The 26,400-nt window shown below is 53.6% G+C and carries 16 protein-coding genes, 1 tRNA gene and 1 pseudogene; 15 read left to right on the forward strand and 3 right to left on the reverse strand.

The features are described from left to right. Together OSC10802_RS52720 and OSC10802_RS0109060 are read right to left on the reverse strand one after the other, a co-directional pair. A pseudogene (locus OSC10802_RS52720) lies at positions 1-349 on the reverse strand (IS4 family transposase); the annotation flags it as partial. Between the two features lie 383 nt (positions 350-732). Continuing rightward, entirely contained in the window at positions 733-1,248 is a 516-nt protein-coding gene (locus OSC10802_RS0109060) for a hypothetical protein (RefSeq protein ID WP_017716462.1), read from the reverse strand. A gap of 181 nt (positions 1,249-1,429) precedes the next feature. On the opposite strand from OSC10802_RS0109060, the gene OSC10802_RS0109065 reads away from it, so the two are divergent. The 15 genes from OSC10802_RS0109065 (at position 1,430) to OSC10802_RS0109135 (ending at position 25,823) form a co-directional block, all read left to right on the forward strand. After that, a complete protein-coding gene (locus OSC10802_RS0109065) occupies positions 1,430-2,347 on the forward strand; it encodes a histone deacetylase family protein (protein ID WP_017716463.1) in 918 nt (305 codons plus the stop codon). A gap of 73 nt (positions 2,348-2,420) precedes the next feature. Further along, complete coding sequence (locus OSC10802_RS0109070; protein ID WP_017716464.1) at positions 2,421-2,651, forward strand: DUF433 domain-containing protein; 231 nt, start codon at positions 2,421-2,423, stop codon at positions 2,649-2,651. A gap of 13 nt (positions 2,652-2,664) precedes the next feature. Then, positions 2,665-3,015 carry a DUF5615 family PIN-like protein gene (locus tag OSC10802_RS0109075; protein ID WP_017716465.1) on the forward strand — a complete coding sequence of 117 codons (351 nt, stop codon included), beginning with the start codon at positions 2,665-2,667 and terminating at the stop codon, positions 3,013-3,015. Between the two features lie 219 nt (positions 3,016-3,234). Further along, positions 3,235-4,032, forward strand: a complete 798-nt coding sequence (locus tag OSC10802_RS0109080) for a Uma2 family endonuclease (protein WP_026098321.1) — start codon at positions 3,235-3,237, stop codon at positions 4,030-4,032. A gap of 321 nt (positions 4,033-4,353) precedes the next feature. Next, positions 4,354-8,538 (forward strand): AAA domain-containing protein, encoded by a 4,185-nt coding sequence (locus OSC10802_RS0109085; protein WP_017716467.1) that lies wholly within the window; start codon positions 4,354-4,356, stop codon positions 8,536-8,538. 88 nt (positions 8,539-8,626) lie between these two features. Further along, positions 8,627-8,848, forward strand: coding sequence for a YlcI/YnfO family protein (locus OSC10802_RS0109090; protein WP_017716468.1), 222 nt, complete (start codon positions 8,627-8,629; stop codon positions 8,846-8,848). Positions 8,849-8,855: 7 nt separating this feature from the next. After that, positions 8,856-9,239: a hypothetical protein gene (locus OSC10802_RS0109095; RefSeq protein WP_155967490.1), complete on the forward strand. Its 384-nt coding sequence runs from the start codon at positions 8,856-8,858 to the stop codon at positions 9,237-9,239. A 40-nt stretch (positions 9,240-9,279) separates the two neighbouring features. Beyond that, positions 9,280-11,217 (forward strand): phospholipase D-like domain-containing protein, encoded by a 1,938-nt coding sequence (locus OSC10802_RS0109100; RefSeq protein ID WP_017716470.1) that lies wholly within the window; start codon positions 9,280-9,282, stop codon positions 11,215-11,217. Positions 11,218-11,423: 206 nt separating this feature from the next. Beyond that, positions 11,424-12,179, forward strand: coding sequence for a Uma2 family endonuclease (locus OSC10802_RS0109105; RefSeq protein WP_026098322.1), 756 nt, complete (start codon positions 11,424-11,426; stop codon positions 12,177-12,179). Positions 12,180-12,432: 253 nt separating this feature from the next. Beyond that, positions 12,433-17,418: an AAA domain-containing protein gene (locus OSC10802_RS0109110; protein ID WP_017716472.1), complete on the forward strand. Its 4,986-nt coding sequence runs from the start codon at positions 12,433-12,435 to the stop codon at positions 17,416-17,418. A gap of 218 nt (positions 17,419-17,636) precedes the next feature. Beyond that, entirely contained in the window at positions 17,637-19,571 is a 1,935-nt protein-coding gene (locus tag OSC10802_RS0109115; RefSeq protein ID WP_017716473.1) for a phospholipase D-like domain-containing protein, read from the forward strand. A 555-nt stretch (positions 19,572-20,126) separates the two neighbouring features. Continuing rightward, complete coding sequence (gene gshA / locus OSC10802_RS0109120) at positions 20,127-21,278, forward strand: glutamate--cysteine ligase (protein ID WP_017716474.1); 1,152 nt, start codon at positions 20,127-20,129, stop codon at positions 21,276-21,278. A 163-nt stretch (positions 21,279-21,441) separates the two neighbouring features. Beyond that, positions 21,442-21,903: a tRNA (cytidine(34)-2'-O)-methyltransferase gene (locus tag OSC10802_RS0109125; protein WP_017716475.1), complete on the forward strand. Its 462-nt coding sequence runs from the start codon at positions 21,442-21,444 to the stop codon at positions 21,901-21,903. A 779-nt stretch (positions 21,904-22,682) separates the two neighbouring features. Then, positions 22,683-25,613, forward strand: coding sequence for a peptidoglycan DD-metalloendopeptidase family protein (locus tag OSC10802_RS0109130; protein ID WP_155967492.1), 2,931 nt, complete (start codon positions 22,683-22,685; stop codon positions 25,611-25,613). A 138-nt stretch (positions 25,614-25,751) separates the two neighbouring features. Next, positions 25,752-25,823, forward strand: a tRNA-Met gene (locus OSC10802_RS0109135). 370 nt (positions 25,824-26,193) lie between these two features. Here the strand turns inward: OSC10802_RS0109135 and OSC10802_RS54215 are convergent. After that, on the reverse strand, positions 26,194-26,400 hold a 207-nt coding region (locus OSC10802_RS54215), incomplete at its 5' end, for a hypothetical protein (protein WP_082218261.1).

Raw genomic sequence — 26,400 nt, forward strand, 5'->3', positions numbered from 1 at the left:
AATTTAAGGAGCTAACAAGCTTGACTTGGTAGTATTCTTGCAGCCATAGCAATTTACTCGTTAGAGTAATGACAGTTGAATCAATAGGACACAGCTCATATTTTTGAAGGCTTTTTTGACGGCAAATTTCCTCATTAAGTTGTTGATAAAGTCTCAGGAATGGCTCTTGACTTCTGGACGCATTAGCTTTGGAGAAAGTTGAAATATCTAGCTCATAGCCAGTTCCATTTAGTCGCTTGAATATATCTCTCATACTGGTCAAGCTTTTATCCATTGCATAGCTCAACCATATGGACATAAACAAGCGGGTGTTAAGGACAGGATAATCATTTTTAGGCAAAGAAGCCAAACGATTTTGGACAATCTTAGAGAATGAGTTGAGCACAGGTTATTAACACGATTGATTTGACCGTAGCCCAAATCATAGCACGTTTTGGGCGCTTTTTTTATGTCGAATTGTTAAGATTCAACACTTGTGACAAATATCCCGCTGGGTTAACAGTCTTTATTTGTGGAAATTGCCGGGTGTAAAGACGCGACATGTCGCGTCTCTCCTTTACCATTTCCAACTACAAATAAGCCGAGTCTAACCCAAGGAAAGCACCGAATGAGGCCGAGTCTCCTAAGTGGCGTTCCCAGGCAGATCCTGGGAAAGAGTAGAAAAAGCATATATTAGCTTAAATTTTCGTTTTTTGACTCTACCTGAAGGCAGATTTTGTCAAAGAGAGATGACTAGGACAGCTGTTGCTTTAGCTGGTCGAGATTTGCTGGACTGAGGGTGACTTTCACTTCCAGCTGTTGCGCGGTGTCTCGCAGGGTGAGGGTGCAGTTCTCACCGGCACGGCGGCACTGCCATTCAGGATTTTTCACCGAAATCTTCTGAAAGACGATTTCAGCCAGCCCCACGCGGATGATAAGCTCTTTTTGAGACTGGGGGTGGATGTAGAGCTGCTGGCGGAGGGTGTCGAGTTCCAGCTTGTGAGGGGTGGTGCTGCGTTCGTCGGGGGAATCGGGTTTGCGCCAGTAGAGGGTGATGCCGCGAAGTTCCGGGTTGCAGATGGCAAACTCTTCATCAAACCGCTGGGGCTCCCAGTCGATCTGGCTCGGATCGCTGGTTGCCGGAATCAGGCGCTGTCGCCAAGTGATTTTCTTGCCGCTGAGGCCGGCCAACCACTGGCGGATCGTATAGAAGTTATTCGTGTTTTCGGGATCGCTGCTGCCGTACTGCCAGACTGTGTTGAGTTGCATGAGCTAGCTCCAGTTGCGGTTTCGAGTTTGCTTGAACCGCGCCAGGGCGGTGGGGCCACCCGCTTGTGCTCTAGCGGTTAACCTGCTACTATAATAGCCCAAATACGAGAGGAAGGGGGATAGGGCGATTTCGCCTAGTTTTTTTCCTGCTGCCAAATAAATGATAGCTGAAAGAGCGCCTATGGATTTGCCGATAGTTTACCATCCGGATTACGTTGCGCCGCTGCCAGAGGGGCACCGGTTTCCGATGCTGAAGTTTAGCTGGCTGTACGAGATGCTTTTGGCGGATGGGGTGGCGCACCGGCTGCAATTTTACAAGCCGGTGCGCCCGCCGCAAGATTGGATTGAGCTGGCGCACGCGCCGGACTATGTTCAGGCTTACTGTGAGGAGACTTTAGATGCGAAAGCGCAGCGGCGGATTGGGTTGCCTTGGAGTCGGGCTTTGGCGAACCGGACTTGTGTGGCGGTGGGGGGTACGATTCTGACGGCGCGGCTGGCGCTGACTTATGGGCTGGCTTGCAATACTGCGGGCGGCACTCACCATGCGTTTCCCAATTTTGGGTCGGGTTTTTGCATTTTCAACGATATGGCAATTGCTGCCCGCGCGCTGCAACAGCAGGGGCTTGTGCGGAAGGTTTTGATTGTGGATTTAGACGTGCATCAGGGAGACGGAACGGCTGTGATTTTCCAGGATGACCCTAGCGTGTTTACGTTTTCGATGCACTGCGAGGTTAACTTTCCGGGAACGAAACAAAAGAGCGATTTAGATGTGCCGCTGCCGGTGGGGATGGAGGATGATGAGTATTTGCAAACTCTGGATAAGTATTTACCAGATTTGCTGTCAGAAGTCAAGCCGGATTTGGTGTTTTATGATGCGGGGGTTGACACGCATGCCGGCGACCGGCTGGGGAAGTTGGCGATGACAGACACCGGCATTTTTCGCCGGGACATGCAGGTTTTGAGTGCCTGTGTTGGGCGGGGGTATCCGGTGGCTTGCGTGATTGGTGGGGGGTATGCGGATGATTTGAAGTCTCTGGTTTACCGGCATTCTCTGGTGCACCGGGCGGCGAGTCAGGTGTGCGGGCAGTGCCGGCTTTGAGGGAGTTGCAACGAGTGCGGGATAAAAGTATAATAGCAGGGGAAGCAGACCTACAGAAACCAGGAGGAAAGGGATGAAGGGATTGAGCCGAATAACTTTCGATGCAGAAGTCATGGGAGGAAAGCCTTGCATTCGCGGGTTGCGCGTGACGGTAGGAACTATTATCGGGCTGATGGCAGCCGGTCATTCTACAGCAAATATTTTGAAGGCATATCCCTATTTGGAAGAAGAAGATTTGCGGGAAGCCCTAGCCTATGCGGCGTGGCGCGTTGAAGAATCAGAAATTCCCCTAGCCAGCCAGTGAAATTTTGATTGATATGAATCTTTCTCCCGCCTGGTGCGAGGTTTTTGCTAAATCCGGGTGGGAATCTGTTCACTGGTCTGATGTAGGCGACCCACGGGCGACAGATAGGGCAATAATGGCTTGGGCAGATGCCCGGGGATATATTGTCTTCACCCACGACTTAGATTTTGGGACACTTTTGGCTGCAACTCAAGCGGAAAGCCCGAGTGTTATCCAGGTTCGCGCCCGCGATATTTTGCCTGAGAATTTAGAGCCGGTTATTGTTGAGGTGTTGCGTCAGTTTGAATCACAACTTGAATCGGGGGCTTTAATCATCGTAGATGAGGCGCGTTCTAGAGTGCGGATTCTTCCGCTGAATCGGTGAGCGCTTGTCTTGCCGGCAGTTCAAGAGCGGGGCAATCCCAACCTACCTGACATCTTGCAGCCGGGAGGGATATGTGGTAAATGCGGCAGCCGGTTAAAGGGAGGAGCTAATAGGGAAAGTCCTCCAAGATCGCCCAGATACCACCTGAGCTATCGCAGGTCTGTACCTCCCAAGAGTTGGCACCGGCTGTATACTAAAAGTATGAGTGAGATTAGTGGCATGGTACAGCAACTGAAACCTGAAGCCGAAGTAGAAATCACCTACCCCGAAAGCGACGGACAGCCAATGGCAGACAACACTAAGCAATTCCGCTGGATTGTAATTATCAAGGAAAACCTAGAAATCCTGTTTGCCGCTATCGCCGATGTATTTATCGCCGGCGATCTTTTCTGGTATCCTGTCCGGGGAAGTCTCCACCGGCAAGCGCCCGATGTCATGGTTGTGTTTGGCCGACCGAAAGGCGACCGGGGTTCCTACAAACAGTGGGAAGAAGAAAACATCGCCCCACAGGTGGTGTTTGAAATCCTCTCCCCTGGCAACACCGGCATAGGGATGACCAAGAAATTCGGGTTTTATCACCGCTATGGCGTCGAGGAATATTACATCTATGACCCCGACACCGTGGAACTGACCGGCTGGCTGCGTAATGGGAATAACTTAGAAGAGATTGAGCAGATTAACGGTTGGGTCAGCCCTCGTCTGGGGATTCGGTTTGTGCTCAAAGAAGACACCCTGGAGATTTATCGCCCTGATGGCCAGCGGTTCCTGACGCCGGTGGAACTGGATCAGCTGCGCCAGCAAGAGCGGCAGCGGGCTGAGCTGGAACACCAGCGGGCTGAGCAAGAGCGCGAGCGGGCTGAGCTGGAACACCAGCGGGCTGAACAAGAAAGCCAGCGGGCTGAGCAAGAAAGCCAGCGGGCTGAGCAAGCACTCGCCCAACTGGAACAGGAGCAACAGCGCTATCAAGCTTTGATAGAGCGATTGCGAGAAAGGGGGATTGACCCAGAACAGGTGTAATACGATTGCCGGTTGAGAAATCAATTCTAAAGAAAACGTCAAGGATCTAGAAACCGGGTTTCTCCCAGCTGTGTGCCATTACATATTGGCTTCCCCAGTAAAAGAAACCCGGTTTCTTACCCCGTTTCTTCCCCTATCTGACATCTTGCACCGGGGCTCGATATGTGGTAAAAGCGGCTGTCGGTTAAAGGGAGTGCACGGGGGCGAGTCAGGTGTGCCGGCTGTGCCGGTTAAAATTTGCAATTTCTATTGACAGGCTAAGTTGAGCGGTGTTATTCTAAAAAAAAATCTGCCTCACCCATAAACTGTCAGGGAGTAACCATGCCAACCTTCCCCGCAGATCCCTCTAATTTTGCCGATTTGCTAGAAATTGTCCGAGATGGGCACGAGATTGCCTTGACGCCGGGAGATTACAAAGGGCCATTCACAATCGACAAATCTATTACGGTTCGCGGCACCGGCACAAATACGTTGATTTGGGCGGTTGATGAGCCGGCACTGGTGGTGAAAGTGCCTGGGGTGCGGCTGGAAAATTTGGCAATTGAGCGGACTGTGGGAGGGGACACCGGCGCTGTGGCGCTGTCTGCCGGTGGGGGCACTTACCCTATCCTGAATCAGGTAAAATTGCGCGGTGTGGCTGAGAATGTCCAGTGGGAAGGAGCGAGCTGGGACATACCGGCAGTGCTGGATTTTGGGGAGATAGAGACAAACCGGCAGGTGGAACGTTCTTGGCCGGTGCAAGTGGGCGCACCCTGCGAGGTTTTGTGCGATTTGCCCTGGTTGCTGGTGAAGAATTCTCAGCTGTCTCCGGGGTTGCAGAATCTGGAGGTTGTGCTGAATTCCAGAGATGTGCCGGCGGGGACAAATTTGGCCGGTGCCATCTTTTTGGGGGCAGCTGACGGAATACGAGAGATTGCGGTTGCGGGAAAAATCAAAAACACCTCTCCGCCAACTTCAGACGCGATAAAAGACGCCTTCACTACGAGAGAAGACGGGTTGGGGGGGTTAGGTTGTGAAGATTGGGGCTATCGGTTCGTCGGAGACAAGGGGATAGATAATCTTATCCGCGAGTTCGAGGGCAAAGCTGCTCTTGAACGCTATGCCGAATTCTCAGATCGCCGGAATAGGGCAGAAGAGATAATGTCTGAGATATTAGAAGATGATCCAGCACTCTTCTATGTCCGCCGCAAAGGACAAGGGCAAGATCCCGGAGAAGAGAAATGGGAGCTCACAATCGTGACGGATCTGGATGATGTGGAATTGCCGGCACGGCTTGAGGAGCGAGGAAAAACTTTGAGCTTGCTAGCAGTTGTGTCCTCAAATGGATATGGCGGTTTGCGGTTGATATCCGCTCGTTTAGTCCCGCAAGACAAGGGACAAACAGATGGTTTTGCTGTGCTGTCCCGCATTCGCCTGCTCTCAAGTCACCAGTATGGACTCGGTGTGCCGCGCTCAGCACTGACACGCATGGAAAAAATGCCGGTGTGCGGCGAGCATGTGCCCACAGAAGAACAGCTGCAAGTTTGGAAGGCGTTTTTGAATATTGAGGAGCGGATCGCCAGGACCCGGCAGTTTTTCGTGCCGTTCTTAGGTCACAACTATGGTTCGGCGACAAGGCGGATTACTTTTGAAGTTAATCCCCGATTGGCGAGGGCTGATAAGTCAACTGAAGAATTTCTTAAACTGGAGGACTTTTGGAATCGTGCCGTCAATGCGAGAAATGAAGACGTGAAGCTTTTCCAACCCCCAAGCGAAGACAGGGGTGAGGAAAAGAAGAATGGCACCGGCAACAAGCCGGTGAAGCGCAGCGCCGAAAACGAGATGTTGGCCGTTTTATTGGGGTCTATTGAAGAAGTTGACCGGCAAAAGGGTTTCATTAAGGTGAGGCTGGAATCTGACCTGGTTGAGAAAATGGCCGGTGGGCACTACCAGCTTCCCAAAAATGGCTTTTTGTCTTTCGAGGCAGTGGGGGACATCACCCAGATTAAGCGCAAGAAAAGAGCTTTGGAAGACTTGCAGAAGGGCGGCACGCAGAATCCCTATCTGGGGGAGTTCTTTTTTGATGCTTCTAAGGCGCGACCGGCGCGGGGAAGTGTTAAACTGAAGCCAGGGGATTTGTTACTCCCCACTGCTAATCCCGACCAGATTGCAGCAGTAGAAGCGGTGCTTTCAGCGCCGGATCTGGCTCTCATCCAAGGACCGCCGGGAACCGGCAAAACCACCGTGATTGCCGAGATTTGCTATCAAGTTGCCTTGCGGGGGGGACGCACCCTGATCGCCTCGCAAGCGAATTTAGCAGTGGACAACGCCTTGAGCCGATTGATTCACAGTCCGGTTATTCGCGCCTTGCGAAAAGGACGCGCCGAGAGTGTGGAGGAGGAGGGGTTGCCGTTTCTGGAAGAGAAAGTGATTGGCACCTGGCTGCAAAATACGGCTGAGGATTGTGAGAAGCGTTTGGCTAAACGGTGGGAGAAGGTAGAATTGCTCTTGCAATTGCTAGAGCCGGCAGCTCGATTTGCCGCGTATGTGAGAGCGGAGGAAGCGCTCGGAGGGAGTCTAAAGGAATTGCAGAAGAAGAAGGCAAACCTACAGGAACTCTACAGAGCGCAAGAAAACAAACGGGCGGCAGCTGAAGCCAAGGTGCGCCAGATAGAATCTGTTATATCTGGGCTGGATTCCCTGCTGGCATCTGCGCCGGCAGTGAATTGGGAAGACCCAGCCGTCATCAAGTTGTTGGACAGTCTCAGACCGAAGATGCTTTTAGACAGCTCCGTGCGAGACTTCCAAGCAAATGTTCAAAAGGCGCAAGCGCTGGCTCGTGAACTTGGCCTAGTGCCTCCCAACCGAGAACTGTTCGGTTTAGCTGTTTGGTTGCGGGATAAAGTTCCCAATCGGATATCTGAAGCGAGGAATGATTTGGTGAAGATAGAAGCATCTCACAAGGAACAGTCGAAAACTGTTGCTCAATTGCAAAGAAGCTATCAGCAAGGTTTTGACCGGGGGGTGCCTGACGCAAACCTTAAGAAGCAAATGGCTGACGCGCAAAAGCAGCTACAGAGTTACCGTAACGACTATAGAATCCTATTCGGTCGCATCAGCCAGCTAAATCCGCTGATGAGTTTGCTCGATCCTTTGGCTGTCTTGCGGGAGAGCAAAAAGAATCTCATGTCTCGCCTGCAACAAGAAGCTGAGACGGCAAAAGATCAGCTAGAACAGTCACAAACCAAACTCCGCGAAATTGAGGCTCAACTGCAACAGCCGGAGCTGCCAGAAGCCTTAATCGCTGAGCGAAAATGGTGGGAGTCCGCGTTTGATGCAATGCCGGCGCACATCAAACCGGCAGTTCCCCCCACCGGCTTGTTCGATCTGGACTTCTTGCACACCGTTAAAGCTCAATTCGACGATTGGGAAATGGAACTCGATGAGGAAGAAGATTACCTGAGCCAGTACGAAAACTTTATCCGAGACTGGATTGCCAGACTGCGCAACCCCTCCGCGCAAGACAAGAGCGATTTGAGGCAGATTTATATCGACAGCGCCAACGTGATTGGCATTACCTGCAGCCAAGCTGCCAGTCGCGACTTCGCCACAGACTTCAACAACTTTGATGTTGTGATTATTGACGAGGTGAGCAAATGCACGCCTCCAGAATTGCTCATCCCCGCACTGAAAGGCAAAAAGTTAGTGCTGATTGGCGACTACCGGCAGCTACCCCCCATGCTGCACGAACACTCTCTAGAAGAGATTGCCGAAGAAATCGGGAGTGCGCCAGAGGACATTTCCTTCCTAGAGGAGTCCCTGTTCAAAACCCAATTTAAAGCTGCGGATGAAAGCCTCAAGTGCCTCCTCACTATCCAGTATCGCATGCACCCTTACATCATGGGTGCCATCAATCAATTTTACGAGGAGCGCCTGGAATGCGGCATCTCGGAGCCAGACAAGCAACGCGCACACAACCTAGCCGGTTCTACTATCCAAGAAAATCACCATCTCATCTGGGTGAAGATGCCGGTTGCGCAGGGGTTTGAGGAGCAGCGCGAGGGAACTTCTTTTTTTAACCGCAGGGAAATTGAAGTCATTGACGCTATGTGCCAGGAAATGGAAGATACTTGGAGTCCCAAGGTTGCCGAGGGGAAACCCAGGAAAGAAATTGGCATCATCACCTTCTACGGCGCACAGTTAAGGCGAATCGAGGAGATGCTCAGCGATAGACGCTTCCCCTCCCTTCAGATTAGAACCGGCACCGTTGACCGATTTCAGGGTATGGAGCGCCCGGTTGTTATTGTCAGCATGGTGCGGAACAACGGCAACAAAAGCGTCGGATTTGCCAAAAAGCCGGAACGGGTGAATGTCGCCTTCTCTCGCGCTCAGGAATTGCTCGTGATTGTGGGGTGCCACTCCCTATTCACGCAGCACGCCGGCGAAACTGGCAGGAGGTACTCCAAAGTTGCTGATGCTGTTCGCCGCAATCAAGGACTGATTGATGTTTCTAGCATCTTGAGCTAAAATAGATGTGAGCCGGCGTGCCGGCAACATCTCTACAGGCCGGCAGGTCAGTCCAGCTTATCTAATGCCCACTGGAAGAGGGAAAACTATGAATGACGAAAAAGACAGGGTTCGGCTGAATCTAGATGTGTCACCTGAACTGAACGAGACATTGGAAGAATTGGCTCATAAAATTGGAGGCACAAAGACTGATGTGCTGCGTCAGGCGCTCACTTTGATGCAAATTGCGGTGATGGCCAAGGAAAATGGAAAAAAATTCGGAATTGCCGAGCCTGAACAGCCTTTAGCTACGGAAATTCTTATTCCCTAAATCAGTTTTGAATTATACCGCCATGAGCCAGCAGCCCGATCCACCTAAAGAAATCTTCTCTGAAACCTCGTTTCAACTATCAGCAGCCACCGAAAAACTTGTGACAACAGGTTCCCTAAACTTGTCATCGGCAGAAGAGGCGGAGTCCGACAGAAAAAACCGCGACAAAGATAAAGAACTGGAACGCGAACAGAAACGGATAGCTTTCTGGGTGAAGGACATCGGTGTGTTTGTATTGGCGCTGCTCATCATTTTGCTAATTGACATTTACGCTCTCACAATCCTTCTTAAGCCAACCGCATCAGAGGGCCAAATAAGGTTTGCTATAGCTACTCTTAGTTCAACGGTCACAAGTCTTTTGAGCTACTTACTGGGAAGAGCTAGTAAGTAATAGCTGGGTAAATTCATTTAATTTTGTGGAGGAATCATTAATGCTTCTATCTCCGTCTCCTAAACCGATTGACCCTCAGCTGCGGGAATTGGTGGAGGAAATTGAAAAACAGAGTCCAACAGGTGTGTCAGTGCTGGCGGCGCGTCAGTTTCGCTATAGCGTGGATCAAACGCCGGTGGAAGTCACGATCAGCGCCCCCCGCAAATTCAACGTTCTTGAGGAATTTATCCTCCGCGCCGGCAGTGAATTTGACCCGCCCACAACAGCGGATGACTTGGCAGATTTATTAGGGTTTGACCCTGTATTTGTGCGCAATACTACCAGAAATCTTCGGGCTTTACAAACTTTGGCACCGGCGGGCACAGACAAAATCGAACTCACCGCTCAAGGCCGGCAATTTTACGAGCAAGGCTCTGTCCCGCAACCCCCACAAACTAAAAAAATTTATGCGGTTGCTGACCCCTTGCGGGGAAATCTTGTTTATCGATCTTCGCCTTTGCAGGAAACACAGATAGACCTGCCTGATTTAAAATCTTTTATTTCAATCGAGAACAGATGTGGGGAGGTGACCTCATTACCGCTTGAGGAACTCCAGCGGCTGGTAATAGCTTCAGGTTTAGGGCTTCATGTCCCGGAAGATGGGAAAATACTCACTGCAGCTCAGGTAACTGATGAGACTCAAACCATCTGGCAACCGATATCAATTATCGTCAGCTTCGACGCTCTAGAAGATGCGGTCAGAGTGCAAGTGAGACGGGGAAAGACCATTTTGCAGTATGCCTCTGACTTGCTGGACATCCTGCAAGCTGAAGGGACAGTATCCTTGCAGGGTTTGCTGTCCCTGACCGACGAAACCATTGCCGCTGAGCGCGAAACACTGCTCAATAAGAGAAATCAATACGTTGAGGCGAGACTGGATAAAATTCAGCTGCAGGCGCTCGCCACGGCAAAAGAACTTAGGGCAGCAGGGGACAATACTCCGCCTAAGGAAACTGAGGAAAAAGGCACGGCGATCCTACTGCGCGACAGTCTGATTCGGCCAACTTTCTTAAGCACTCTCAAGTCGGGGCGTCACGACATCCTGATTTATTCCCCTTGGGTGACTCAGGAAGTCGTAGATAGCGAATTTATTGAACTTCTCCAGAATCTGGCTAACCGGGGAGTGTGGGTTCTCATCGGTCATGGAATTGCCCGCAAACAGGAGGATGAAGACCGCCCAATACCACCGGAAGTTGAGGCACAGCTGCGCGAAGTTAAGACGCCGGAAGGGCTGCCGGCTGTACAGGTATTTTGGCTGGGAAATTCCCACGCCAAAGAAATAGTTGTGGATGGGAAAATCCACTTGTGCGGCTCCCAAAACTGGCTCTCCTATCGCGGCGACAGATTGCCACGCGGCGAGACTGCGTATAAAGTTACGAGTGCCGAACAAGTCGGGGAAGCTTACAAATTTCTCGCCAGCCGGTTCCAATCCTACGCACAAAAATCCTGGAATAAGGCTCGGCAAAATCGGGATGCCGCACTCGCTGAAGTGCCTCTGTGCATTTGGGGTGCGCTGGGGATGGAGAAAGTCGCACTCAACCAAATACAGAAAAACAGCTGGCTGGAACTGATGCCGGTGTGGCTGAAAGTGGTGCGTCAGGGGCTGAGGTCGAAAAAGATATCGCCCGATTCAGAGGGTTTCGGCACAGCACTTTCCTTGCTGAGTCAGATTTCAGCAGAATTGCCGAATGTTGACTTATTGCGGGAGGGATGGCAGAAAGTTCTTGGCGCGATTGCCGGCAGCAATCGCGAGATGGCTTTAACTTTGCTGAACGATGAAGTGTGGGCAGAGTTTGTCCGCCTTGGCATCGCCCCGCCGGCTATCGACTCGCCGGTGAATTTTATCGCCACCTATGCCTCCGCCCAAAAGCAGCCGGTGAACAAATCGAAAGGTGACGGTAAAAAATCCTCCAAAAATAAAGGCAAAAAGAACAAATAATCCGCTCTACCCGTAGGACAGGCGTCCCGCCTGTCCCTATCTTCAAATCAGGTGACAATCGGTAGGGCTAAAGCCCAACTACGAACTTTGGGCTGAAGCCCAACTACGAACTTTGGGCTGAAGCCCAACTACGAACTTTGGGCTGAAGCCCAACTATGAACTTTGGGCTGAAGCCCTATAATAAAAGTATGAGTGAGATTATTGGCATGGTACAGCAACTGCAACCTGAAACTCAAGCAGAAATCAGCTACCCTGAAAGCGACGGACAGCCAATGGCAGACAACACTAAGCAATTCCGCTGGATTGTAACTATCAAGGAAAACCTAGAAATCCTGTTTGCCGCTATCGCCGATGTATTCATCGCCGGCGATCTTTTCTGGTATCCTGTCCGGGTAAGTCTTCACCGGCAAGCGCCCGATGTCATGGTTGTGTTTGGCCGCCCGAAAGGCGACCGGGGTTCCTACAAACAGTGGGAAGAAGAAAATATCGCCCCACAGGTGGTGTTTGAAATCCTCTCCCCAGGAAACACCGGCATAGGGATGACCAAGAAATTCGTGTTTTATCACCGCTATGGCGTCGAGGAATATTACATCTATGACCCCGACACAGTGGAACTGACCGGCTTGCTGCGTAATGGAAACAACTTAGAAGAAATTGAGCAGATTAACGGTTGGGTTAGCCCTCGCTTGGGGATTCGATTTGTGCTCAAAGAAGACACCCTGGAGATTTATCGCCCTGACAACCAGCGGTTCCTGACGCCGGTGGAACTGGATCAGCAGCGCCAGCAAGAGCGCGAGCGGGCTGAGCAAGAACACCAGCGGGCTGAGCAAGAGCGCGAGCGGGCTGAGGAAGCGCTCTGCCAACTGGAACAGGAACGAGCTCTGCGGGAACAGGAGCAACAGCGCTATCAAGCTTTGATAGAGCGATTGCGAGAAAGGGGGATTGACCCAGAACAGGTGTAACACGAGTGCCGGTTGGTAAATCAATTCTAAAAAAAACGTCAAGGAGCTAAAAACCGGGTTTCTTTTGGCTGAAACCCGGTTTCTTACCCCCTGCCAACCGCTAGAAACCGGGACATCACCGGCAGCCGGGAAGAGGACAAAGCAGCTGTGCCGGCAGTGCCGGAAAAAATTTGAAATTTAGCTTGACAAGAGCGATGGTGCGGTTTTATTATAAAAAGGTCAACATCACCCCATCACCTATCAGGGAGTACCCATGCAAACCTTCCCAGCCGATCCCTCTAACTTGGCCGATTTGCTGCAAATTGTCCGAGATGGAGACGAGATTGGCTTGACGCCCGGAGAGTACAAAGGGCCACTCACAATCGACAGATCTATTACGATTCGCGGCAGCGGTACAGATACAGTAATTTGGGCGGTTGATGAGCCGGCACTATTGATTGAAGCCCCTGGAGTGCGGCTGGAAAATTTGGCAATCGAGCGGACTGTGGGAGGGGACACCGGCGCTGTGGCGCTGTCTGCCGGTGCGGGCACTTTCCCTATGCTGAATCAGGTAAAATTGCGCGGGATAGCTGAGAATGTCCAGTGGGGAGAAGCGAGCTGGGACCTGCCGGCAGTTCTGGATTTTGGGGAGATAGAGACAAACCGGCAGGTGGAGCGTTATTGGCAGCTGCAAGTGGGCGCACCCTGCGAGGTTTTGTGCGATTTGCCGTGGGTGCAGGTGAAGACTTCTCACCTGTCTCCGGGGGGGCAGAATTTAGAGGTGGTGCTGAATTGCGAAGATGTGCCGGCGGGGACAAATTTGGCCGGTTCTATCTGGCTGGAGACACCAGAGGGAAGGCGAGAGATTGCGGTTGCCGCCAAAATCAAAAAGACCTCTCCCCTAGAAGGGAAGGAGAGTAATATTTCTCCCGTCACTGCAAAGGAAGAGGGGTTAGGTTCCGAAGAGTGGGGCTACCGGTTCCTGAACCCGACGGCTTTCGAGAATTTAATTCGCGATATCGAAGGCCAAGCTGCCCTGGAAAGTTATGTCGAATTCACAGCTCGTCGCAACCGTGCCGAAGATATATTGTCGGAGATATTGGGAGACGAGCCAAGACTCTTCTATGTGCGCCGCAAGGGGAAAGGGCAAGAGCCGGGAGAGGAGAAATGGGAACTCACAATTGCCACAGACCTGCAGGGTGTTAAATTGCCGGCAGTGCTTGAGGAGGGCGAAAAAACCTTGAGCTTAATAGCCGTTGTATCCTCAGATAGAAATGACGATTTGCGGTTGCTGTCCGCTCGTTTAGTCGCGCCAGACCGGGGACACGCTGATGGTTTTTCTGTGCTGTACCGCATTCGCCTGCGCCCAAGTTACAAGTCTGCAATGGGTGTGCCGCGCTCAGCAGTGACACGCATGGCAAAGGTGCCGGTGTGCGGCGAGCATGTGCCCACAGAAGAACAGCTGCAAGCTTGGACAGCGTTTGTAGAAATTGAGCGGCGCATCGCAGAGGCGCGTCAGTTTTGCGTGCCTTTCCGGAGCCACAACTATGGCGCGTCCACCCGGCGAATCGCCTTTGAAATTGAGGCGGCTGAGGCGAGTATTGATGGCACAGCTGAAAATTCCTTAGCAGAAGCAGAATTTTGGCAGCGGGCTTTCCAGGCGCGAAATGAAGAAGTCAAGCTGTTCAAGTTTTCTCCTGAAGGCAGAGGTGGACGGGATGGAGAGAAGTTGGGCAGAATTTCAGAGGTAGACTCGGAACAGGGCAAGATTCGCGTCATGCTTGACTCCGATCTGGTTGAGCGCATCAGCGAAGGGCACTACCAGCTGCCGGCAAGTGGGTTCTTATTTTTCGAGGCTTTTGGTGAAATCAGCCAGATTAAGCAGAAAGAAAGAGCCTTGACCGAGTTGCGAAACGGACGCTCCCAAAATCCCTATTTGGGCCAGTTTTTCTTCGACGCTTCCAAGGCTCGACCGCCGAAAAACCCAGTCAAACTGCGACCGGAGGATTTGCTGCTTCCTTCTGCAAATCCTGACCAGATTGCAGCAGTAGAAGCCGTTCTTTCAGCGCCGGATATGGTTCTGATCCAAGGGCCACCGGGAACCGGCAAAACCACCGTGATTGCCGAGATTTGCTATCAAGTTGCTTTGCGGGGGGGGCGCACGCTGATCGCCTCGCAAGCGAATTTAGCAGTGGACAACGCCTTGAGCCGGTTAGTTCACAATCCGGCAATTCGGGCGCTGCGAAAGGGAAAAGCAGATAAAGTGCAAGAAGAAGGGCAGCCCTTCCTGGAAGACCAAGTGATAGGCAAATGGCTGGGAGATACTGCCGGCGACTGCGAAAAAGGTCTGGCAAAGCGGCGCGAAAATATTGACCTGTACCGGCAATTGCTGGCTTCTTCCGAGCGATTTGCCAATTATTTCCAAGCGGAAGAAGCGCACCAAGGTCTTGAGAAGCAATTGCAAGAGCGCCAGGCAACTTTAGAGGCGAACTGTGAGGCGCAAGAAAAAGCGTGCCGCCAAGCCGAAATGGAGTGCGGCGAGGTCGAATCGCTGATCTCGAAGTTGGAATCCTTGCTGTCTGCGGCGAAAGTGGACTGGGAAGATCCCGCAACCGTCGATTTTTTGTCGCGCCTCCAGCCGTATGCCGGTGGCGACAGTTCTGTGCGAAGCTTTATCAACAAGGTTAAAGACGCTCTCAAGCTGTCTAAGGAACTCAACTTTGAGCATCCTCGCTGTGGGGCATTTGGTCTAGCGGCATGGTTGCGCGAGACTGTAATGGCTTCCATATCTGAATCTCGGACGGCACTGGCGGCTGCAAATGACGCTGCTGCAGCCCTGACAGAATTTGAGGACGCCGTGCGGGTTGACCAGCACCATTATGACTGCCTCAACCGGCTGCGAAGCGACTACCGGCAACTGCTAGCCAAGCAGAAAACCCTAGAGCAACAAATCGGGGACAAACAAAAGAAAAAATCAGCCCTAGATTCAGCCATAAAAGAAGCCGATCTCTGGCTGCACACCAGCCCTTCTAGAGTATACAATCTCTTGAAGAGATGTTTGCAAGAGCGCCAGCCGCTCACAGATGCTCTACTTCAATTGCCGGCAAAGTTTATGGAGATCGCCCAGTCCGCAGACTTGCGACTTTTTCCCAGATCCGGAACAAATCCGATTGATTATATGCCGGATTGGGAGAGATTGCTAAAAGCCCTCTCTTATGAAGGGCAGAATGGTTTTGGTGACACCCCAGGGAAGCAGTCGCGCTTCAGCGAGTTTTTGCACAGGAGCCTGAGCCAGCCGCCAGTAGTGCTGTCAGCAAACCACCGGGCAAATTCGCTCGAACTTGCCGAAAGATTTAGCATTTATCCGCGCCTTACCAAAACTCAGCGGCAAGTTGTGGTTGAAAGCGCCCGCGACTTTTTGAGGGAAATCCAACAGGTCTGCGCTGCCTCATGGGAACCGAAACACATCGAGTCAACTCTCAACCGGCTCGCACAGGAGGTAATTAACAGCATCATTGACGCTCGCACCTACGCGCTGCAAGTTCAGGCAGAAACAGAAAAAACGCTCCAGCATCTCAAACAGCAATTCAATGATCTTCAGAAATTGGCGGCCAACCTTAATACGCAAGGATCAGCCGCTCACGCTGAGGCGGAAATGGCGCTTCAAAACGCTGAAGGCAAATTTACCCAAGTTCTCCAACGCTTGCAAAACCTTTCCCAGCTGCCCCAAATCCCTGAGAAGTTGCGCATTCTGACTGAGCGGTGTCTTCGCACTCCCTCAGATATTTTGCCAGCCGCACCTGACTTCTCGGCGCAAGTGCGTTCCTGGCAAAGTCAAACCAGTAAACTAGAAACCTTGATTTCCTCCTTAGAGCCTTTTGCTGTACTGTCGTTATGCAAAACCCCTCTGAACGAGCGCCTTTCTAGCCTGCAACAAGAAAAAGAAACCGCTCAAATCCCGCTCGCAGAATCCCAAAGCCAACTCCGCGAGATTGAGGTTCAACTCCAGCAGCAGACCCTGCCAGAAACTTTAATGGCAGAGCGAACTTGGTGGCAAGAAGCGTGGGGCGAAATCCCCGAGCGCCTCAAGCCGGCGGTTCCCCCTGCGGGGCTGTTCGCCCCCGACTTTTTACGCCAAATCAAGGCTCAGTTTGACGCTTGGCAAAACGAACTCGCTCAGGAAGAAGCTTACCTCAGCCGCTACCAGAACCTCGTTCAAGACTGGAGCGAAAAACTGCGCAACCCCTCAGGTCAAGATCGCAGCGAATTGAAGCAAATTTACCTGGACAGTGCCAACGTCATTGGCATCACCTGCGTGCAAGCCGCTCGCCGCGAGTTTTCCGAAGAATTCAAAAACTTCGATGTCGTGATTATTGATGAAGTCAGTAAATGCACGCCTCCAGAATTGCTCATCCCCGCTTTGAAAAGCAAAAAGTTGGTGCTGGTCGGCGACCACCGGCAGCTGCCCCCCATGCTCAATGATAGCACGGTAGAAGATATTGCACAAGAGATGGGAATTGCCCCAGAAAAACTGAGTTTTCTAGAAGACTCACTGTTCAAACTGCAATTTGAGGCAGCTGCAGACAGCATCAAGCGGATGCTGACGGTACAGTACCGCATGCACCCCAGCATTATGGCAGCCATCAATCAATTTTACGGACACCGGCTGCAATGCGGTCTGCCGGCTCCCGACCAGCAACGCGCACACAATCTTGCAGGAGAAATTCTCCAAGAACACCAGCATCTCATCTGGGTTCAGATGCCTCTCGGCGAGGGGTTTGAAGAGCAAAAGCAGGGAACGTCACCTTTCAACGTTCGAGAAGTTGATGTTATTCAACGCTTGTGCCAGGAGATGGAAGCCGCGTGGGCACCCAAGATTGCCCTGGGCGAACCCCGGAAAGAAATCGGCATCATCACCTTCTATCTCGCGCAGCTGGAACTGATCGAGGAGCGCATAGATCCTCAGCTTTTCCCTTCCCTTCACATTCGCACCGGCACAGTTGACCGCTTCCAAGGAATGGAACGTCAGGTTGTAATCGTCAGCATGGTTAGAAACAACCGCCAAGGAAAAGTTGGATTTGCCAAAAAGCCCGAACGGGTGAATGTCGCCTTCTCTCGCGCTCAAGAACTGCTGGTAATTGTGGGGTGCCACTCCCTCTTCACCCAGCATCCAGGCCAAGCCGGCAGGATGTACTCCGAAGTTTCAAACGTTGTGCGCCGGCACGGAGGACTCGTTGATGTTTCCAGCCTTTTCAGCTAATAGTTAGGGAGCCTGTCACTTTTGCTAGTTCCCTGGCGATTAAAAATCGCGGCTATACAGACAAAGCCCGCCTTCGCGGGCTATAAGACTAGCAACATTGGTTAAGACTATTGAGGTCGGAGGGAACGCCTGCCCTCCGGACATACCTCGTAGGACAGGCGTCTCGCCCCACCGGCAGCACGACTGCCAACTTTTTTGATAGAATGGAGAAATGATTAATGTTTCCAGCATTTTCGGATAAACCCATTGCCTCGGAACTCAGTGTGTGGGCGGAGCAAATTGAGAAGCAAAGCCCAGGTTTGTCAGTCTTGGCGGCGCGCCAGTTTCGCTATAAAATGTACCAAACGCCGGTAGACTTGAACGTCACAGAACCTCGCAAGTTCAACGTCCTTGAGGAGTTCATACTCCGTGCGAGCTTTGAACTTTTCCCACCCCCAACAGAAAATGAATTGGCGAGTGTCCTGGGGCTCGACCCTCTCTTTGTCCGCAACACTACCGCAATTCTTCAGGCATTGCAGACTTTGGAAGTCGCACCCGGATCGCCCATTACACTCACCCCCCAAGGGCGTGAATTATACCAGAAAGGTTCTGTACCGCAGTCCCCCAAACTTTACCAGCTTTACGCTCTAGCTGACCCCTTGCAGGAAACCACTGTCTTTCGGTTTTCTCCCCTAGATTTACCACAAGTAGACCTCCCAGACTGGGAAAACTTCATCCCACTGGAGAGCCGGTGTGGGGATGTGTCTGAATTGCCGCTTGAGGAAGTGCAGCAATGGGTTCAGGCTTCAGGTTTAGGGCTGCACGTTCCTGAACAGGGCAAAATTGTCACCAGCGCTGCCGCTGCCGGTGAAACTGAAGAAATCTGGCAAACGCTGTCTATTTTCCTGATTTTAGATGTTTTAGAAGACAATTTAACCCTCCAAGTCAGGCGCGGCAAGCAAATTTTAGAAAAAGCGTCCGACCGGCTCAAAGAGCTTGAATCTCAAAACAAACTTTCGCTAGCAGACTTGTGTGAGGTTTCCGAAGAAAGCCTCACACGTGAGCGCCACTCAATTGCGGAGCGGAAAAATCAAGAGGTGGAAGCCAGACTGGAAAAAATTCGGCAAAAATCGCTGGATAGTGTTCGAGAAATGCGGGCTTTGGGGGAGATAGCTCCGCCCCAGGAAAACCCGGCAACCGGCAGTGCTGTCCTGCTGCGCGACAGTCAGATTCGGCAAACTTTCTTAGAGACTCTCAAATCTGGGTGTTACGACATCCTGATTTATTCCCCTTGGGTGACTCAAGAAGTCGTAGATAGCGAATTTATTCAAATTCTCCAGAATCTTGCCAGCCGGGGAGTTTGGGTTCTCATCGGTCATGGAATTGCCCGCAAACAGGAGGATGAAGACCGACCCATCCCACCGGAAGTTGAGGCGAAGCTGCGCGAAGTTAAGACACCGGAAGGATTGCCGGCTGTCCAGGTATTTTGGCTGGGAAATTCTCACGCCAAGGAAGTCGTTGTGGATGGAAAAATTCACTTGTGCGGCTCCCACAACTGGCTCTCCTATCGCGGCGACAGATTGCCACGCGGCGAGACTGTATATAAAGTCACGATTCCCGAAACCGTCGGGGAAGCTTACAAATCTCTCGCCAGCCGGTTCCAATCCCACGCACAGCAATTGTGGGATGAAGCTGTGCGAAATTGCCAGCCGGCACTCGCTGAATCTTCTCTCTGCATTTGGGGTGCGCTGGGGATGGAGGAAATGGCGCTCAACCGGCTGCAGGAAGACCACTGGCTGGAACTTATGCCGGTGTGGCTGAAAGTGGTGCGTCAGGGGCTGAGGTCGAAAAAGATATCGCCCGATTCAGCTTGTTTCGGCACAGCACTTTCTTTGCTGAGTCAGATTTCCGCAGAACACCCAACTCTGGACTCCTTGCGGGAGGAATGGCAGAAAGTTGTTGGCGCGATTGCCGGTGAAAATCGCGAGACGGCTTTAATTTTGCTGAGTGAGGAAGTGTGGGCAGAGTTCGTCCGCCTTGGCATCGCTCAGCCGGCGACCGAAGAGCCGGTGCAATTTATCTCTACCTGTGAAGCCGCCCAAAAACCGCCGGTGAGCCACTCCAAAGGTGCCGGAAAAATTCCCTCAAAACCTAAAGGCAAAAATAAGAAATAATCCGCTCTCTCCCGTAGGACAGGCGTCTCGCCTGTCCCTCGCCTGTCCCTATTTTAAAATCTGGTGCCAATCGGTAGGGCTTTAGCCCTACTACGAACTTTTGGGCTTTAGCCCTACTACGAACTTTGGGCTAAAGCCCAACTACAAACTTTTGGGCTTTAGCCCTACTACGAACTTTTGGGCTAAAGCCCAACTACAAACTTTTGGGCTAAAGCCCAACTACAAACTTTTGGGCTTTAGCCCTACTACGAACTTTGGGCTAAAGCCTTACTACAAACTTTTGGGCTAAAGCCCAACTACAAACTTTTGGGCTAAAGCCCTACAAATTTACTCCGAAAACTTTCCGTTTGTTGTGCTGGATCTGGCAGGTCAGCCAGCTTGACACACCTAGCCACGCTCTTGTATTGCTGATGCCTATGGCCCAAAGCGCTGCTCAGGTAGCTTCATTTTTGACCTCCTGACTATCCTGTACTACTATCGCCGGCGAATGCCTATAATCTTCATGAAGTTTTACAATACTGAATAAGTAACCACCAACACAGCGGAGAAAGAACCGTGCTGCTATCGAAAGGCTTTGAAGTCGAAATGTACACCGGCACCCCGCAAGGGGACATTGTTGGCCTCTCCGACAAAATCGTTGCCGCCCTAGACAGATTCGTGCGGGAACCAGACAGTCGCAACGTCGAATACACAACCCCCCCCTTAACCTCCTACGACCGGCTCTTGTGTGAGTTAGTGCGCCCCAGGTTACAGCTGCGGCAATACCTCCACACGCTGGGCGATTATACCCTGATTCCTGGCAGCACCCTGTCCCTGGGCGACAGCCAGCGCTTTTACCGCTCCGATCCGGGCAACCCCTACCACACCTACATCGAGCAAACCTACGGAACCAGCGTCGTCACCGCCAGCGTCCACATCAATATAGGCATCAGCAACCCGGAACTGCTGATGCGAGCCATTCGCCTGATCCGGGTCGAAGCGCCCCTTTTCCTGGCACTGAGCGCCTCCTCCCCCTTCCTAGACGGCCAAGTCACCGGCTCTCACTCCACCCGCTGGCAGATGTTTCCCAAAACCCCCACCCACGTCCCCATCTTTGAAAGCCACGCCCACTTCATCCAGTGGACAGAACAGCAACTCGCCGCCGGCACCATGCAAAACGTCCGCCACCTGTGGGCCTCCGTCCGCCCCAACGGCGACCGGCGTCCCTACAGCATCAACCGGCTAGAACTGAGAATCTGCGACTTAATCGCCGATCCCATTTCCCTGCTGGCGGTCACCGCCCTCCTGGAAGCTCGCCTGTCCCAGCTGATAGAAGATCCGAGCTTAGACCCCTTAGAAATCAGCCACCTGCCCTCACCCACCCGCGCCGAAGACCTAATTGCCCTCACCGACGCCAACGAAGTCGCTGCCGCCAAAGACAGCTTAGACGCCCAGTTGCGGCACTGGCTAGACGGCAGGCCGATTTTAGCGCGAGATTGGATTGAGGAACTCTACCTACAAGTGTGGCCGTCTGCAAAGAAACGAGGCTTCAGCTGCTTCCTCTCACCCCTGAAGAAAATCCTCCGGGAAGGGAACACCGCCCAGCAGTGGTTAAAACAGCTTTCCGGCGGGCTCGATTGCCGGGGAGTCATCACTTCTGGCACACACGCCCTCGCTCAGCAGGAGAGAGAGCTCGAAGACAAGCTGTGCCAGCTGGGGGTGGCCTGAGGCCCTGTGCCCAACTCGACCATTAGAATTTCTAATCAGTCGTTTCCCGCCAGCACCTATTAGAAATTTAAATATATTGCCTCTCCATTTGGACAGATTTTTGCCAGCCGGAGGGCAGTTTTTGATGATATGTCTGCCTAAATTGAGCTAGAATTAGCCTTCCATGCCGCAGGTTGTGTTGATTTACCCCCAAATTCCGCCAAATACAGGCAATATTGCCCGAACTTGCGCAGCTACGGGCACAGAGCTGCATTTAGTCGGGCCGATGGGCTTTGAAATTAGCGACCGCTACCTCAAGCGAGCAGGTCTGGACTACTGGCCCTACGTCAAGCTGCACTGCCACCCGTCTCTAGAAGCCTTCCGAGGTTGCCACCGGCAGCGTGGGGGGCGGTGGGTGGGCTTCAGCACTCGGGGGAGCTGCAGCTATATTAAACACCAGTACCAGCCCGACGACTGGCTGCTGTTTGGCAGTGAGACAGCCGGCTTGCCAGAGGAAGTCCTAGAAAATTGTACTGCAACTGTATATATCCCGATGGCGCAGCCCGGTGTCCGCAGCCTAAATCTTTCAGTGAGTGCGGCAGTGGGCCTGTTTGAAGCGCGGCGTCAGCTGGGCTATGTGGAATAGGAGCGCGCCGGTGCAGCAGTCGCCCCCCGAAGGCGTCTCAAAGTTTTGCCAGGCGGGATCTGTGGGAAACCGCACGCCGGCTGGCAGCGAGAGCAGCATTCGTCAAATCGGACTCCCCTTGATGGCTATCCCGCACAGAGAGAGGCAGCGACGCTGGGATAGCTTGAGGCACCGGCACCTCAGAGCACCCCCGCTGGCGACTTCACTGTCAAGATGACCTGACAGTCAGGGAATATCGTAAAACGGCCCTGCCAAGAGGAAGTATAAGAAATTTCTATAGGACAGCCGGCGGGTGGCGGGGGGAGAACCTATAGGTTATATTCATGCAAACCCCCACTGCCGCACCCCCTGCGGGGGCGCGAAAGCCAGAAAAACTGGCACGTTCAGCGCTTCAGGACAGGAAGGGGACGTCGTGCGGGCCAGGAAAAAGCTACGAGATATTACGGTTGTCTTTCTGGGAAAAACAAGCGTAAATTCTCATCTGTTGCTGGAATCAGGTGGTTTGCCCTGACTGATGCGCAAACCTCAAGAAACCCCTAGACAAGCAGGGGTGTGTGATTTGCAAGCGCCAACAGCAGTGGATCGAGCCTGAGAAACTTCCTGTCTTGGGGTTTTGGCGAATGTAAGCTTGTCAAAATTTTAAAAGCAGGGTAATCTTGCCTAAGTGAGTTGACCGTCAGTGATCAGGATCTCTTAACGGTGTGATATACATCATTGACAGGTTATACAGCTAGGTTCGCTCAAGGACAGTTAAGCGCTGATCGTTAGGAGGTCGTTTCTTGAAACGAGCATTTCCGCAGAAGGTAAAGTCTGTTACCTCTCACACAGCAGGGAAGGATACCTTTGCAAAGTATTCTGCCTACAAGGTGGGACTATTCACACAGACATCTCCAGAAGGCAATCGCAGGGCTTGCACCTCAGCAGCCATGATAGGATTGGCCATCTCAATGGGTGCGTCAAGCCTGTTTATCCCCCGACAGGGGGATGCAGCCCTGGCGGTTGAACCCCAGACAGCCGATGCAACGGCGACGACGGCTCTATCATCCTCGCAGAATGCACCTGTGTTGCCTGTCGCAGAGGTCGCACCGGCACCGGCAGACGCCGCACAGCCTGCGCCAACTCCGGCAGAGCAGCAGCCGGTGCGAGAGGAGAGTTCCCTGCCGTCACCGCCAGAGAGTTTACAGGTAGATTCCACGGCGCTGCCCCCACAAGAGGTGGGAGCCGCTCCTGTCGGGCAGCAGTTCTCAGAACTGAACAGCCCAGCAGAAAGCAGCAGCGCTCAAGAAGGACAAGCAGTTGAGCCAGCAGCGGGGCGGGCGGAGTCTCAAGGTGTGGGGACAGCCGCTGCAACGGCGGCACCGCCCGCAGCTGCCCTGCCGCACTGGGTGACAGATGGAACCCAAATGGCGGATGGCGTCAAAGAGGGGGTCAAGGCCAAAGAAGACGCTTTAAAGGCCACTCAAGAGGTGGCCATGAGCGGAGAAAATCAAGCACAGAACCGCTTGAGAGACAGTGTGGCGGAGTTGCGGTCTGAGGAGTCTGCAAATTCACAGCTGTCGGAGCCAGAGCAGCTAGCAGCTGCGGCCTCTCCGGCAGAAGGGAGCGCTCAACCAAAGGCGGCTGCGGATGGAGAGAGCAAGGCGCTCGCCACCGCACCAGAAGCAGTGGCTAAGCCTAGCTCAGTGATAGTGCCTCTGCAACCGGCAGCACCCCCATCAGAAGTGGCAGTGCCGGCAGTGATTCCGGGCGCGGTGCCGGAACAGCAAGCCGCAGCAGCCCCGGCAAGGGCGTTCTCGCCCTGGCAGCCGGCAGCAAACCCACCGGCAGCGGTGCCGAGCGTGATACCGGGAACGCAACCGCAAGCAGCTCCAAGCCCGGCAGTCCTGCCGCTGCAACCGGCCACAGCCCCCTCGGGAAGTGCGCTGAAAGGGGCACCAGAAGCTCAGGCCAAACCGGAAGCCGCAGCAGCGCCAGCCCCGGCAATCTCGCCGTCCGAGCCGGCCACAAGCGCAGCCAGCGAGCCGCCAGCACCAGAAGCGGCTCCCCAACCGGAAGCGGCAGCAGCGCCAGCCCCGGGGATCGAGACTCTGCCAGTGCCGGCCACACCCCCCTCGGTGAGTGCGCCGGAACAATCAGCAGGAGTGGCCCCCAAACAGCCCGCCGCAGCAGCGCCGGAACCGCTGACGCCCGAGCGAACCCCTAAATGGGGGGCAGCGCCGGACCTGTCTCAAGCGGTTGTGATCGCCCCTCAGGCGGCTGAGGGAACAGGCGCAACCAAAGTCAAGCGTTACCGCGTCAATCCGGGGGATACGCTAGGCTCGATCGCCCGAACCTATGGAGTTTCTCCAGCGGCCCTGCTGGAGGCCAATCAATTGACCGATCCCAACGTCATCCAGGTCGGTCAAACGCTGGAGATCCCCCTGTACCAGCCGGGCAGGCAAGAAGTGGTGACGACAGCCTTGATTCCAAATTCCAGGGGGGCTTCCTCGCCTTTCTCGCCTGTGCTGCCGCCAGAAATGACGGTGCCCAATGTGGCGCTCCGGGATCGGGCTCATGCTGCTGACATTCCCTCCCTGCCGCTGGTTCCAGGGGCGTCCCCACCAGAAAGCGCCGGCACCTCAGCCATTGTCGCGCCCAAGCGAGATGAAATTGAAGTGGTGGCTCAGGAGCAGCAAAACCCGCTAAACCCCACGCCATCAGGCATCACGGCCCCAGAGCCCCTCCAGTCGCCCGCAGCGAAAGCACAAGGCCAAGAGCGGCCCTCTCTGGACAGCTTGCGGGCTGAAATCGAAAAGCTCAGGGAGAAGTATCGCCGGCAGCACGAAGAAAATGCCGCCGCCAGCGCCACGATTTCCGCACCCCCGCAGCCGCTGCCCGTGCAGGCTTTCAGCAGGCCAGTGGCAGTGCCGGCAATTCGCCAAGTGCAGCAGCAGGTGGCAGTGCCCGCCATTCCACCAGTGGAGCCGCCAGTGGCCGTGCCCGCCATTCCGCCGGTGGAGCTGCCAGAGGCAGCGTCTGCTAGCGAGCCGTCTGCGCCAGTCACGCCAGTCAATCCAGAGTTCACTCCAGACCGGTCCAGTCAAGCTTGGCAAAGACAAATCGGCAAGCAACAGCAGGAGCTGCCGGTCGAGCCGCGTCCCGCAGCTCCCGCCCCTGTGGCTGTCCCTGTCGTAGCAAAACCGGCACCGCTGCCGGCAGCCCAACAAGTCGTGGCAACGGCACCGCTCGCCGGCTCGGATTCCTACGAACAGCCGCTCCAGCCCCGGATGGTCTCTCCGCAGCTGCCCCCTCTAGCCCCCGCCGACACCTACCTGCCCAAAGGCGGTGCTGTCTTTAATGGCTATATCTGGCCGGCTCAGGGAGAGTTCACCTCAGGCTATGGCTGGCGCTGGGGACGCATGCACAAGGGAATTGACGTTGCCGCTGCGGTTGGCACGCCAGTGGTAGCTTCAGCCCCCGGAACTGTCACCTACGCTCAGTGGAACGATGGGGGCTATGGCAATCTGGTTGAAATTACCCATCCAGATGGGACTACGACGCTCTACGGCCACAACGACCGGCTTCTGGTGCGGGAAGGCCAAGAGGTCGATCAAGGCCAGCAAATCGCTGAAATGGGCAGCACCGGCTTCAGTACCGGTCCGCACGTCCACTTTGAAATCCACCCTAGCGGACAGGGAGCAGTTAACCCCATCGCCTATCTGCCTCGGTAGTTGGCCACTCCACTCACTGGGGAGCTAGGTTTCTCCGGGGAGCCAACTTGGCTCCCTTTATTTTTTTTTGATTTTTTTTCTCAGGGGGGTTGCCAACGCCGGTTTGACGTGTTAGATTAATCAACGTGAGAAAAACACGGCTCAGTAGCTCAGGGGTAGAGCTAGGGACTCATAAGCCCTCGGTCGCTGGTTCAAATCCAGCCTGAGCCATTCTCAAAACTTCTCAAAACCCTTACAGCGCAAGGCTTTCACGAGATGGCCAGCGATTGTCGCGGTTGAACTGCACATCTTGGACTGCCGGTTGGTGAGTGGACACTCCCGGCTTTGACCGGCAGTTTTGCAATCAGCGGTTCCGCTTTGGCAAGCTGTAGGGGCGGCCCCCCGTGGCCGCCCGCTAGGGGCGACAGCTAGAAGGCGGCGGGGGCAGTCTCCGTGCCGGTCGCCGCCCTACCATCCAAAGAAACCCGGTTTCTGGTATTGCTTGACCTGCACCCCAGACATCTTTGGCGGCAAAAAACTCTCCCCCCCCTGCCCCCTCACAAGTGTAGGTTTTTTGTAAAACCCTTATCCCACATCGATTTCAGCCATCAAGTCCGCATTCGAGCGCTCGAGTCCGGCGCAGTTCTAGGGTTGCATGGTTTTCAGGTGCCCCCCAAATGCCAGCTTCAGAGGGGATTTCACCTTGGCCACCGAGATCCCACTCGCTGGCTGTTCGGTTTACCGCATCAGGAATTACGGGAAACCGAAACAAGAGAGCCGTTTCAGGCACACCGGCAGCCCTCACCCC

It is taken from the genome of Kamptonema formosum PCC 10802, assembly GCF_000332335.1.
Taxonomy (GTDB): Bacteria; Cyanobacteriota; Cyanobacteriia; order Cyanobacteriales; family Oscillatoriaceae; genus Oscillatoria.